Raw genomic sequence first — 13166 nt, forward strand, 5'->3', positions numbered from 1 at the left:
ATATACATTTATTTACAAAGGCTAGCAACAGCAACTAAAGCTTTCATTTAAATAACAACAGTGAAAAAATTTACTTTTAGCCTTTTATTACTTTTTACTAACTACCTGCCTTTAGCGGCGCAAACAGTAGCCGAACTACAAGAAACCGCTAAAACTTTTATGCGTCAAGGCGATTACACCAATGCCATTGTGGTTTTAAAACGCACCTATCAAATGGCGCCAGATAATATTCAACTAGCAAAAGATTTAGCACTTTGCTATTATTTTCAAAAAGATTATTACACCGGACTTCAAATAATAAACCCAGTTTTAGATAATAAAAATGCTGATGACCAATGTTACCAAATTGCTGGTAATATGTACCGCCAACAAGATAAATTAAGTGATTGCGAAAAATTATATAAAAAGGCGTTGAAACGTTTTGCTGATAGCGGCCCATTGTACAACGATTTAGGCGAAGTACAATTAGCAAATAAAAATACTGACGCTATAAAAACATGGGAGAAAGGTATTGAGGTTGACCCTACTTATAGCAAAAACTATTACAATGCTGCCAAGTTTTATTTTTACTCTTTAGATAAAGTATGGGCCCTCATTTATGGTGAAATTTTCATAAACATGGAAACCAACACGGCACGTACAGCTGAAATAAAAGAAATATTACTAAACGGTTATAAAAAACTGTTTACTGATGTGGATATTGAAAAAGCAAACAAAGATAAAACTGCCTTTACAGTACAATATGTACAAGTAATGAACAAACAAGCAAGTTTAGCTACAAGCGGCATCAATACCGAAACACTTACAATGATACGTACTAGGTTCATCATTGATTGGTTTAATAGTAGCAATAAACCTGCGTTTAAATTATTTGATTTGCACCAACAATTATTGAAAGAAGGAATGTTTGATGCCTATAACCAATGGATTTTTACAGCAGCTGATAATTTAAGTGCTTATGAAAATTGGATCAAAACACATCCTGCAGAAACCACCCAATTTTTAAATTTCCAAAAAGCCAGAACTTTAAAAATGACGAGCGACCAATACTACCATAAATAAATATTTGATGTTTAAACATTAATTTTTTTATATTTGCATTCTCAACAAAAAAACAACATAATAAAATGAAAAAAATTGCTTTTTTAGCCTTAGCCGCTATCACATTTGCATCGTGCAATAACAACACAGAACCTAAGGCTGAAACTACAGAAAAACAAGCAGCAGCTGCTACTGATGGCACAGCTTATACAGTTGACAGTACATCAAAAGTAGGTTGGGTAGGCAGCAAGCCAACTGGCACACACAGTGGCACATTCAAAGTAAAAGAAGGTGCTTTAACAGTTAAAGATGGCGCCTTAACAGCAGGTAGTTTTATTATTGATGTTGCTTCGTTAAATAACGAAGATTTAGCTGCCGATGCTGAATCAAAAGCAAAACTAGAAGGCCATTTAAAAAGCCCAGATTTTTTTGATGTTGCAAAATACCCTACTGCTAAATTTGAAATTACAGGTGTTGAAGTAAATACAGATACTACCAAAGTTGGTATTACACACATTATTAAAGGTAACCTCACTTTAAAAGATAGTACTAAAAATGTTGCTGTACCTGCTAAAGTTACTGTAGATGCTAAAACCCTTGCAGCAACAGCATCTTTCAGCATTGATAGAACCTTGTGGGGCATCAATTACAAAGGGCCAAACAACCCACAAGATTGGGTTATTTCTAAAGAAGTTGCCATCAAATTAAATATTACCGCTACAGCAAAATAATTGTGATGATATTTTTATAAAGCCACCTTACAAGGGTGGCTTTTTTTTTATAACTTAGTTTTTTAATGAGACCGATATTTACAAGTATAATACATTTACCACTAGGGTTAATTTGTAAAACCAATAACCATTAGTATAAACGATACATACATGAACGAGCATTCAAGACTTTTTGATTTTATATACGACCAACAAGCAAGGCTACCAAAAGCAGATATGTTTGCTGCAAAAATTAATAATGAATGGGTGCCGTACAGTACTAATGAAGTTATAAAAACCATTAACCAATTAAGTGCAGGGTTATTAAAACTTGGCATTAGTGGTAATGATATGACGGTAGAACGTCAAGATAAAATTGCACTCATCAGTCGTAACCGACCGGAGTGGTTAATGCTTGATATTGCTTGTCAACAAATAGGTGCCGTATTGTGCCCTATATATCCCACTACAAATGTGAATGAGTTACAGTTTATTTTTAACGATGCTGAAATAAAAATAGCATTTGTATGTGGTCATGAAATACGTGAAAAAGTAAACTCAATAAAATCGAACGTACCAACCTTACAAGATATTTATGAGTTTGATGAAGTACCGGGTATAAAAAATTGGAAATCGTTATTAGAAAACATTACTGAGGCTGATTTAGTACAACTCGAAACGGTTAAGGCTGCTGTTAAAGCTACTGACTGTGCTACCATCATTTACACATCGGGTACCACAGGTTTTCCTAAAGGTGTAATGTTGAGCCACCGTAATATTGTTACAAATGTATTAAATGGCACACGTAGCTTTCCTTTTAGCGATGACCCTCAAGGCCGTACATTAAGTTTTTTACCGCTCAATCATATTTTTGAAAGAGTAGCATCTTATATATTTATTCACAGCTTACATTCTATTTACTTCGCTGAAAATTTAGAAAGCATAGGCGAAAATTTAAAAGAAGTAAAACCCACCGTTTTTTGTACCGTACCAAGGCTTTTAGAAAAAGTGTATGAAAAAATTATTGCAAAAGGCAACGAATTAACTGGCTTTAAAAAACAATTATTCTTTTGGTCAGTTAATTTGGGTGATCAATTTGATAGCCTTAAACCGGGCAGCATCAAATATAAATTACAATTAGCCATTGCAAATAAACTTGTATTTAGTAAATGGAGGGAGGCACTAGGCAACAATATTAAGTATATTATAACCGGCGGTGCAGCTTGCCAAGCAAGGCTTTTACGCATTTTTAATGCAGCACAAATACCAATTTACGAAGGCTATGGCCCTACTGAAAATAGCCCTGTAATAAGTGTAAACCGTAAAGAAAAAGGCGGAATGAAATTTGGTACTGTGGGCCCAGTTTTAGAAGGACAAGAAGTAAAGCTTTTAGAAGATGGAGAAATTTGTGTAAAAGGCCCAAGTGTAATGTTAGGTTATTATAAACGACCAGATTTAACTGCCGAAACGGTAATTGATGGTTGGTTGCATACAGGTGATATTGGTGTTTTTGAAGATGGCAAATTTTTAAAAATTACTGATCGTAAAAAAGAATTATTTAAAACCAGTGGTGGTAAATATGTGGCGCCGCAACCTATTGAAAACAAAATGAAAGAGTCGCCGTATGTTGAACAAATTATGATTATTGGTGCCGATGAAAAATTTGTTGGTGCACTCATTGTACCATCAATACCCAATGTAAGGGAGTGGATGCGTCAACAAAATATTCCCTTCACCACAAATGATGCAGCGGTGCATCATGAAAAAGTAAAAGCATTATTTAAAGAATTAATTGAAAGCTTTAATAAGTTTTTCAACCATGTAGAGCAAGTAAAAAAGTTTGAATTACTACCTGAAGAATGGACAATTGAAAGTGGTGAACTTACCCCTACCTTAAAATTAAAACGTAAGGTAATTATGGAAAAATATAAAACTGCAATTGCCAATATTTATAAATAAAAAATATTAATTTTTATACTAGCGATAACTATAATCAACATTTTGGTTACGATAATAAATGATGTTCCATTGCATACAACGTAAGTTCTGCATTATTTTTTAAATTCATTTTTACCATAATACGGGCTCGGTATGTACTTACGGTGGTTACGCTTAAAAAAAGTGCCTCTGCAATTTCGGATACCGATTTGCCTGAGGCTAATTGTTTGAGTACACTAAATTCTCTATCAGATAAATATTCGTGCAGCGGCTTATTGCTATCCTGATCAAGTAATGTTGCTAATTTTTCAGCAACCGATGCGGTAATATATTTTTTACCAAGCATCACTTTTTGTACAGCACCCACCAACTCTTCAGCTGCCATATCTTTACTTAAATAACCAGATGCACCAGCTTTTAAAACCCTTAATGCATATTGCTCTTCGGGGTGTATACTCAAAATTAAAACAGGTATACTTGGTTTAATTTGTTTAATCTGTTGTAATGCATCTAAGCCACTACGGCCAGGCATACTTAAATCACTAATAATAACATCCCAATCAAATTTTATTACATTTTTTATCAGTAATTCAGCATCACCTACTTCTTCTATTTCAACATTTGAAAAGCCTTCGATTAATATTTGGCGAAGCCCTCTACGAACAACAATATGATCATCTGCGATAAGAATTCTTATCATGGTGGTACAGTTAGTTTTGGTTGTTATTAAATAAAGGTACTGTAATTATTACAGAAGTTCCCTTACCTGATTGTCCATTTATTTCATAGGTACCATTGATCAATAATACTCTTTCTTTCATCCCTAATAGCCCTAAAGTTTTTTTATTGGCAATTTCAACTTCTTTAAAACCTATACCATTATCTTCTATGATTAAAGTGATGTGGTCATCGTACTTCATAAAATTGGTAATAACTTGTGTGGCTTTAGCATGCCGAGAAACGTTGGTTAAACTTTCTTGAAATATTCTAAACAAACCCGTTGCAACATCGGCCCCAATATTTATTTCTGTTATATTTGATATTATTTTCGATTGAATACCTGACCTTTTTTCAAACTCTTCGCATTGCCATTCCATAGCTGCAATTAAACCTAAATCATCTAAAATACTTGGGCGTAATTGGGTTGAAATTCTTCTTACAGAAATAACTGTTTGGTCAATTAAATCAATGGCATCTTTCATTTTTTGTTGAATGGCGGCATCTTCTGAACGTATTTTTTTATTCAACCATGAAATATCCATTTTTAAACCAGTAAGTTGTTGGCCAAGTTCATCGTGTATTTCACGGGCAATATGGGTACGCTCTTGTTCACGAACGGCCTCTAGGTGAGATGCCAACTCACGTAAGGCTTCATGCGATTTTTTAAGATTAGCTTCTGCCTCAAATTTTACGGTAATATCGTTTGCTAAGGCTAAAATAGCCGAAGCACCATCGTACATTATATTGTGTGATATTACATTTACTTTAATAATAGTGCCATCCTTTTTTTGATGATTCCAAATGCCTTGATGCCGAACCACTCCACCATCTTTGTACAATAAACTATCATCAAACTGCCAATTTTTTTCTGGGTGTATATCTGCCAAATGCATTTGTAAAAATGCTTCTCTAGTATAACCATACGAAGCAATAGCAGCAGCATTTACATCAATAAATTTTCTTTCTGGCAATGATAAAATCCACATTGGCATTGGATTTTCATTGAATAAAATTCTGTATTTTTTTTCAGAAATTATCAATGCTTCTTCTACCATTTTACGTTCAGTAATATCTCTTATAATTTTTTGGAAACGCCCATCAGATAATTGTTTGGCACTCACTTCTACATTAATGAACTTGCCGTTTTTGCGTTTAATAATTCGTTCAGATAAAAACACCATACCTGAGGTCATTTCACGGTACCTAAATGATTTTTTTAAGACGGTATCTTCATAAAAAATATCATTTACATTCATTACACTTAACTCTTGTAAACTATAACCAGTAAGGGATGCAATTTTTTCGTTTACATCATAAATAATACCTTCTTCATTTGTGATAATAATACCATCTGAAGCTTGCTGCACCAAGGTTCTAAACTTTTCCTCACTTTTGATGAGGGCTTCTTGCGATTTTACTTTTTCACTAATATCTAATCCTATCCCTAATAAACAAGGTTCGCCTTTATAAACAATTCGCATCCCCGTAAAATAAAAAGGTATTAAGTTACCGTTTTTGGTGGTTAAAAATGCTTCAACATTATCAGTACCATTTTCAAAAACACTCATTATTTTTTGATGTACTAATATTTTTTGATCATCAACAAAAAGCTGTAAAGGGTTAAGGGTTGCCATTTCAGCGGCATTATAGCCGGTAACTGTTTCAACATTTTTATTCCATCGTTTAAACTGACCATTTTTATCAAACAAATAAAACACCCCTGGCAAACTGTTTATAATAGATTCTGATAATTGATTTTCAAACAACAGCTGTTGCTCTACTTGTTTACGTGCAGTAACATCTTGCATGGCGCCAATCATTCTATAAGCCCTGCCTTCACTATTGTACATAATGTAAGCCCTGTTATAAAAATAATTTTCTGAACCATCTGTATTCATCAATGTATAATCATACGTAATGAGCGTTTCTTGTTGTTTTAATACAGCTATCAATTTTTGGCGAAGCAATTCAACTTGTGCTATTGGTACCCTTTTTAAAAAATCTTCAAACTTCAAACTTTGGTGTGGGGCAACATTAAAAAAATGTTGAAAAATTTCGTTTCCTTTTAGTTCATGGGTTTGCATATCCCAATCCCAAATAATATCGTTGGTAGCTTTTGATACAATTTCAAAGCGTTCATTTGCGGAGCGAAGGGCATCTTCAGAAATTTTGAGTTTGTCTATTGCCTTCTTTCTATCAGTAATATCAATAATAGAACCAATTACAACTTCTTCATTGTTAAGCGTAGTAAGGGTGCCAAATACTTCAATATTAATTTTAGTACCATCTTTTTTTACACCTAAAAATTCGTAATGATGAAATTTTGTAACCCCATCGTTATACTTCTTAAATTGAAGTTTGGTATGCTCCACATCAGATTCATGCACTAAAGTGTAAGATGAAAAATCATCTAAAATTTCAGCTTCGGTATAACCAAATATTTCGGCAAACTTTGGATTAACGTATAATAATTTATTTTGTTTGCGTATATATACACCTACCATTGATTGCTCTACAAGACCTCTAAACTTGGCTTCAGCATTTTTTAATTGCAGTTGGTTAATGCTATCGTTGGTAACATCTTTTACGAGTGATAGAATACCTATTACATTATTATCATCATCTTTTAAAACAGAATTATACCATTCGCAAAAAATGATGTTACCAGATTTTGTTATGTTTCTATTTTTAATAATTATACTTGATGATTGATGGCTCGATAAAGGCAACATGGCCTCAAAAACCAACTGTACATCGGGTTCATAAATAATTTGTGTTACATTAAACTCAGGCGAAAATACATCTGCATCACTCAAACCAAAAAGCTCTTGTGCTTTTTCACTCCATTGGGTAATTTTCATATTAGCATCAAACTCAATAATGGCTAATGGCGTATTATTAATGTGAAAACTCAACTTTTCGTGAACTTTTTTCAAGTTAAGTTCAGCATCTTTTCTACTGGTGATATCGTGGTAATAAAATGAAATACCATCGCTAGCAGGGTAAATTAAAATGGCTTGCCATGTATTATTTTCTGCATTAAAGTATTCGCAATTTTGTGGTAATTGTGTATTTTGAGCTTGTTGCAATGCATTGTAAAATGGTTCGTTGGTTAACGATGGGTACATTACACCAATGTTTTTACCTAACAACTCATGGGCGTTTTTACCATACAATTGTTCAGCAGCTTTGTTTAAATAAGTATAGTTCCAATTAACATCTAAAGCAACAAATGCATCTGCAATACGTTCGTAAAAAAAAGTTAACTCTGCTGCTTTTTGATTTACTTGTTGTTGCAAATTTTCAGATAGAGCGGTAAGGCGTTGTTGCAAAGCCACCCTTTTTGAAATGTTTCTAATAGTAGCAATAACACCAATCACTTCTTGCTGGGCATTTTTAAAAAAAGAGCTATTTACTTCTACATAAAAAGCAGTACCATTTTTATGATGATGTATTGCTTCGCCATTTTGAATTTGTATGTTGTTATCAATTGGTTGCGTTGTATTATTGGTTGGCTGTTGCAATACTTTTAATACTTCGTTAATAGGTTTATTTTTAACCTCTTCAAAAGTATAGCCATATAACTCTGCCGCAAAGCCATTCCATTCAGTAATGAAGCCATTGGTATCAGTCGTTATAATAGCATCAGATATATTGTTTAGTAAAGATGAATTGTACTCGAGTATATTAATGATGGCTGCCGACTTACTATAATCTTTTCTAATAATTACATAACTAGTGGCACCTGTAATAACAAAAACAATGGCTAATGTTATTGATAAAAGTGTTAACCAATCAGCATTTTTTTGATTTGTTTGATTGTACTCGTTTAACTTATTACGTTGATCGTTTACCAAATTACTTAATGGCTGTATCGCAGCATCCATCAGTGTTTTATCAGTAATGTCATCATTTATAAATGTAGATGAATCAACACCAATAACCCTCCTACTTTCTACTACTTTATTTGTGTGGGCAATTTTAAATTCAATTTGTTTTTTTAAATTATTGATGGCACTGCTATCAACGTTTATTGGAATATTAAAATAGCGTAACTCTTTTAATGTGCGGTTAACATCAGTAACTGCATTTTGATATTCTTTTAAAAAAACAGCATCGCCTGTGGCTACATACACCCTTTTTACAGTTTCAATAGTTTGTAGCTTAATTAGTGTATTTTCTAAATATTGCAAAGTAACCAGTGTGGCATTTTCTTTTTTATTTTCAGCAGCAGTATTACTGATATTGATGTAAATCAGTATTAATAAAATGCCAGTAATAATAATGGAGCTAAAAAAAATGAGTTTTAAATTATAAGGTATACTAATCTGCTTCATCAAAAATTATTTACTACAGGTTATATACAAAACTGCCGATGTTATAAACGAAAATGCTGTTTATGTAATGTTAGTTGGTATATAGCAATTTACTTATAAATTAACCATTTGAAAACTATATAATTAATTGTCATAAAAAATGCCATAATAAGAAAATTAAATATTGATGGCAGAATGCTTAGTTTTGAGCCATTAACCCTAAATAACTAACCATGACATCATTTCTTTTAATTGACGACCATACTGTTGTACGTACTGGAGTAAAGATACTTTTGGCTGATTTATTTATGGATATTCAAATTGCAGAGGCAAAAGATGGCGAATCTGCTTTGTTGCTTTTACAGCAACAATCGTTTGATATGGTGATGCTTGATATACAAATGCCCAATACTGATACATTTGCGCTGATGGAAACGTTTAAATTACTTTACCCCTCCATTAAAGTGCTGGTGTTTTCCATGAGTCCCGAAAATATTTTTGCCATGCGCTTTTTAAAAGCAGGCGCTTTGGGTTTTATAAGTAAAGATGCTCCTTTAGATGAAATTAAAATAGCTATCAAAAAAGTATTAAGTGGTAAAAAGTATATGAGTGAAGCTATGTTGTTTTCTTTAGCCGATGGTGATAATATTAAAAAAGGCAATAACCCTTTTAGCATTTTATCAACTCGAGAATTTGAAATTGTTACAATGATGCTCAATGGCAAAACTTTGAGTAATATTGCAGCTGATTTAAGCCTAGGCACCTCTACTGTTGGCACCCATAAAAGTCGCATTTTCACCAAACTTAAGGTAACCAACTTGCTAGAGTTAAAACAATTGGCTGATTCATTTGAAACCAAATAAATGCTATCATTAAGAACCGTTCAAGTAAACAGATATGTAACACCTTTGAGAGAAGGTGGCTCATTACCAGGCATTGCCGAAGCTGATGATGGTTTTTTATATGTAGTAAAATTTAGAGGTGCAGGGCAAGGCTGCAAAGCACTTATTGCAGAACTACTAGGGGGCGAAATAGCTCGAAAACTGGGTTTTAAAATACCCGAAATTGTTTTTGCCCAATTAGATGAAGCCTTTGGCCGTACTGAAGGCGATGAGGAAATACAAGATTTATTACGTGCCAGCGAAGGGGGTAATTTAGCCTTACATTATTTAAGTGGTGCTTTAACATACGACCCAGCAGTGATTACAGTTGACGCAACATTAGCCTCTAAAATTGTATGGCTCGATAGTTTTATAATGAATGTTGATAGAACTTGCAGAAATACTAATATGTTATGGTGGAAAAAAGAATTATGGCTCATTGATCATGGAGCCGCTTTTTATTTTCACCACTCATGGGATAATCCTGAAAAGCAAGCACAGTCGCCATTCAGCATGATTAAAGACCATGTATTGTTACCACAAGCCAGCGAATTAGCCATTGTAAATGAAACGTATCAGCAGCTATTAACCCCAACTTTTTTTGAAGAAGTGGTGTCACTCATACCCGATGAATGGTTGCTCGTTGATGCACCTTTCGCCACAATTGCTGAACACCGAAATGCCTATGTACAATTTTTAACCAACCGTTTAAGTGCTGCCACTATTTTTATAAACCAAGCCAACCATGCAAGAGAAACACTTATATGAATACGCTGTAATTAGGTTGGTACCGCATGTTGAAAGAGAAGAATTTATCAACGTGGGGGTAGTGCTTTTTTGCAAACAACAACAATTTTTACAAACCATTTTTACAAATAATTACCAACGTATTCAACATTTTTGTTCAAAAATTGAGCTGGAAGAAACCATCAGCTATTTTCAAGCATTTCAACAAATTTGTGAAGGCACTGCTGTAAATAGCCCCATTAGTCAATTACCAGCTATCAATAGGTTTAGGTGGCTTACTGCCAATAGAAGCACTATTATTCAAACATCAAAAGTACACCCAGGGTTTTGTATTAATGCAGGCGAAACGCTTCAACAATTATTTGAAGCCTACGTTACCAATTAATATTACTACGCCAAAAATCACTCTCCCAACTTTTACTGAAAACTCACCCAAATGAGGTATAAAAGCCTTTAGTAGCAATAGTAGTTTTGTGTTTCAATTATTTCATGAAGCACAAGGCAATCATATTACACATTATTACCTATTTAATACTTTTTAGTAGTAACGGTACAGCAAATACACCATACATTCCAACAAAAAAAATTAGCCTTGTAAGAAACGGCATTATTCAATTTTCATGCTTTAACCATCAATACAAACTAAATGTAATCATGGTTAAAAAACCCAATGATAAGGGGTACGATATTACATCAGCCGTTAACAATAATCAACAAAATATATTGATATCACTCACACATACTAATAATGGTGTGCAGCCTTTTTTAAACCAACAAAACCAAAGTAGCATTTGGCTGAATAACAAAACGTATTTGTTGAATAATGGGCAAATTGAACTCACTGCAGAAGGTAAAATATTATCGGGTGCTTTCAATGCAAAACTTTTTGAAGAAGATGGCAAAGGTGGTTACAAAACCAGCACTACACAGCATATCAATGGTTCATTTTCAGGCATCATCATTCCATAAACTAAACAGGTATGAAAAATATTATAGTTATTATTTTTTTTAGTTTCATGTTGTTACAGGCTTGTAATACACCTTATTACAGTACTGTAAATAATATGCAAGGGCAACCTGCTATACTCACCCTTACCAATGGCCAACAATTAAATGGCAAAATAAGCATTAAAACTTTTGATGATTACAGCTCCGTAAACCGCATTCAATTTGCCGAAGGTGCTAGCAATGCGTATAAAGATTACTTCATAAACAACATCAAAAACATATATTTAAACGGAAGCACTTATTGCGTTAAAACATTGATTGGTAGCCGCTTTTGGGGTGGTGATGCTAATAGGTTTGTAAAGCAACTTACACAGCCAGGCGGTAAAATGGATTTATATCAAAATGAAAAACTAACCCGTAATAATAGCACTGGTAAAGATGAGCTAACTACTGAATATTTTATACAACTACCTGGTGCTGCTAATAACGAAATATACAGTGTAGAGAGCAACAAGTTTACGCCCAATTTTGATGATAAAATGAGTGCTATTGTAAGTGATTGCGCCAGTTTAGCAGCCAAAATAAAATCGAAAGATAAAAACTACTTCTACCCTTTTGTAGTGAGCAATGGCGATTTACGTCGTAAAGCTGTACTACTACAAATCATAAATGACTATAATAATTGTAAATAAAAAATATGAAACAAACAGCAGTAATAATAACCATTCTATTCAGCCAATTAAGCTTTGGCCAAAAGGTAATTTACGGTACTACCACTAACCCAAACAACCCTGTTGATGTACAAGCAGCAGAAAAAATATTGAGCAAAATAAAAGCACTCAATATTAAAACATCATCGTTCGTTTTAAATGCAACAAATGATGTAGTTGAGTTATCGTACGTATACCACACTATAGTAAATAATTCCATCAGCATTTATTATGTAAAGCCGCCTTATAGAAAAGGAGCGTTGTATAAAGATGAAGCATTTGCACTATGGAAAGCCATAAGAGAAGAGTTTTATAATGTTGAATTAGTAAATAAAGCTAAAATTTTAGGCTATCCAATTAGTGATGAGTTTAAAACACCCAACAAACCAGGTGCTGGTCAGCATTTTAATGCTGGCAGTATTTATTGGAGTGCCAATACTGGCGCCAATGAAATACATGGAGCAATAAGAGATAAATGGAAAAATTTGGGTTGGGAAAATAGCTTTTTAGGCTTTCCAAAAACAGGCGAATTAACTACTAGCGATAAGTTTGGCCGCTACAATTTATTTGAAGGTGGTGCTATTTATTTTCACCCCAACCTTGGTACCTATAGCATACCTAATTTAATTTACAATGTGTGGGATAAAGAAGGTAAAGAAAGAGGTAAACTAGGCTACCCTACTAGTGACGAAATCATTAAAAACAATAACTCAGTTCAATATTTTGAGTTTGGTGCAGTAATTTCTACTAAAGCCAGTGCTTACAAAATCATATACAATTCATCAAGAAATACACGTGGATTATACAACAAGTGGAGAGAAACTGGAGGTGTAAATTCTTATCTTGGTGACTTAGTAACACCCAACCGTGGTTACCCTAAAATTAGAATCTCTCAATTTGCCGAATTTGAAAAGGGGTTTATATATGAAAGTATTGTAAAACAACCCAATAGCAAATTTGATAAAGAAGATGCCTTCGTTATTCTCAAAGGACCGATTTTTGATTATTACGCCTCTAAAAAATGGGAACAAGGCCCTCTTGGTTTACCTATAAGCGATGAATACTCTTTCGGTGATGGCGTAGCACAAAATTTTCAAGGCGGCATTATTTATTATACCAAAGCACTGGGTGCATTTGAACGTAAATAATCAATAC

The 13166-nt window shown here is 33.6% G+C and carries 11 protein-coding genes; 9 read left to right on the top strand and 2 right to left on the bottom strand.

The window, feature by feature from the left end:
- The first annotated feature begins 60 nt into the window (after nucleotides 1-60).
- The 3 genes from ACFOWM_RS07550 to ACFOWM_RS07560 all read left to right on the top strand — a co-directional run bounded on the left by ACFOWM_RS07550 (nucleotide 61) and on the right by ACFOWM_RS07560 (nucleotide 3710).
- Nucleotides 61-1062, top strand: coding sequence for a tetratricopeptide repeat protein (locus ACFOWM_RS07550; RefSeq protein ID WP_379708453.1), 1002 nt, complete (start codon nucleotides 61-63; stop codon nucleotides 1060-1062).
- A gap of 65 nt (nucleotides 1063-1127) precedes the next feature.
- A complete protein-coding gene (locus tag ACFOWM_RS07555) occupies nucleotides 1128-1772 on the top strand; it encodes a YceI family protein (RefSeq protein WP_379708455.1) in 645 nt (214 codons plus the stop codon).
- 150 nt (nucleotides 1773-1922) lie between these two features.
- On the top strand, nucleotides 1923-3710 hold the full coding sequence (locus ACFOWM_RS07560; RefSeq protein ID WP_379708457.1) for an AMP-dependent synthetase/ligase: 1788 nt from the start codon (nucleotides 1923-1925) through the stop codon (nucleotides 3708-3710).
- Between the two features lie 46 nt (nucleotides 3711-3756).
- Here ACFOWM_RS07560 and ACFOWM_RS07565 read toward each other — a convergent pair whose 3' ends face one another.
- Entirely contained in the window at nucleotides 3757-4389 is a 633-nt protein-coding gene (locus tag ACFOWM_RS07565; RefSeq protein WP_379708459.1) for a response regulator, read from the bottom strand.
- A gap of 10 nt (nucleotides 4390-4399) precedes the next feature.
- Nucleotides 4400-8746: a PAS domain S-box protein gene (locus ACFOWM_RS07570; RefSeq protein ID WP_379708461.1), complete on the bottom strand. Its 4347-nt coding sequence runs from the start codon at nucleotides 8744-8746 to the stop codon at nucleotides 4400-4402.
- 212 nt (nucleotides 8747-8958) lie between these two features.
- Here ACFOWM_RS07570 and ACFOWM_RS07575 point away from each other — a divergent pair, with 212 nt between their 5' ends.
- The 6 genes from ACFOWM_RS07575 to ACFOWM_RS07600 all read left to right on the top strand — a co-directional run bounded on the left by ACFOWM_RS07575 (nucleotide 8959) and on the right by ACFOWM_RS07600 (nucleotide 13159).
- The gene (locus ACFOWM_RS07575; RefSeq protein ID WP_379708463.1) at nucleotides 8959-9588 is read left to right on the top strand and encodes a response regulator; all 630 of its coding nucleotides are present in this window, start codon (nucleotides 8959-8961) and stop codon (nucleotides 9586-9588) included.
- Entirely contained in the window at nucleotides 9589-10374 is a 786-nt protein-coding gene (locus tag ACFOWM_RS07580) for a HipA family kinase (protein WP_379708465.1), read from the top strand. It abuts the gene before it with no gap.
- The gene (locus ACFOWM_RS07585; RefSeq protein ID WP_379708467.1) at nucleotides 10352-10738 is read left to right on the top strand and encodes a DUF3037 domain-containing protein; all 387 of its coding nucleotides are present in this window, start codon (nucleotides 10352-10354) and stop codon (nucleotides 10736-10738) included. The genes ACFOWM_RS07580 and ACFOWM_RS07585 overlap by 23 nt, the downstream gene beginning before the upstream one ends.
- Before the next feature lie 104 nt (nucleotides 10739-10842).
- A complete protein-coding gene (locus ACFOWM_RS07590) occupies nucleotides 10843-11322 on the top strand; it encodes a hypothetical protein (protein ID WP_379708469.1) in 480 nt (159 codons plus the stop codon).
- 11 nt (nucleotides 11323-11333) lie between these two features.
- On the top strand, nucleotides 11334-11993 hold the full coding sequence (locus ACFOWM_RS07595; RefSeq protein WP_379708471.1) for a hypothetical protein: 660 nt from the start codon (nucleotides 11334-11336) through the stop codon (nucleotides 11991-11993).
- A 5-nt stretch (nucleotides 11994-11998) separates the two neighbouring features.
- Complete coding sequence (locus ACFOWM_RS07600; protein ID WP_379708473.1) at nucleotides 11999-13159, top strand: LGFP repeat-containing protein; 1161 nt, start codon at nucleotides 11999-12001, stop codon at nucleotides 13157-13159.
- Nucleotides 13160-13166: the final 7 nt, after the last annotated feature.

The sequence above is a fragment of the Ferruginibacter yonginensis genome (assembly GCF_042651465.1).
Lineage (GTDB): Bacteria > Bacteroidota > Bacteroidia > Chitinophagales > Chitinophagaceae > Ferruginibacter > Ferruginibacter yonginensis.

Bases quoted from the DNA above. Each gene is read 5' to 3' on its own strand.
- ACFOWM_RS07555 (WP_379708455.1), top strand. From the start codon at position 1,128: ATGAAAAAAATTGCTTTTTTAGCCTTAGCCGCTATCACATTTGCATCG.
- ACFOWM_RS07560 (WP_379708457.1), top strand. From the start codon at position 1,923: ATGAACGAGCATTCAAGACTTTTTGATTTTATATACGACCAACAAGCA.
- ACFOWM_RS07565 (WP_379708459.1), bottom strand. From the start codon at position 4,389: ATGATAAGAATTCTTATCGCAGATGATCATATTGTTGTTCGTAGAGGG.
- ACFOWM_RS07570 (WP_379708461.1), bottom strand. From the start codon at position 8,746: ATGAAGCAGATTAGTATACCTTATAATTTAAAACTCATTTTTTTTAGC.
- ACFOWM_RS07575 (WP_379708463.1), top strand. From the start codon at position 8,959: ATGACATCATTTCTTTTAATTGACGACCATACTGTTGTACGTACTGGA.
- ACFOWM_RS07580 (WP_379708465.1), top strand. From the start codon at position 9,589: ATGCTATCATTAAGAACCGTTCAAGTAAACAGATATGTAACACCTTTG.
- ACFOWM_RS07585 (WP_379708467.1), top strand. From the start codon at position 10,352: ATGCAAGAGAAACACTTATATGAATACGCTGTAATTAGGTTGGTACCG.
- ACFOWM_RS07590 (WP_379708469.1), top strand. From the start codon at position 10,843: ATGAAGCACAAGGCAATCATATTACACATTATTACCTATTTAATACTT.
- ACFOWM_RS07595 (WP_379708471.1), top strand. From the start codon at position 11,334: ATGAAAAATATTATAGTTATTATTTTTTTTAGTTTCATGTTGTTACAG.
- ACFOWM_RS07600 (WP_379708473.1), top strand. From the start codon at position 11,999: ATGAAACAAACAGCAGTAATAATAACCATTCTATTCAGCCAATTAAGC.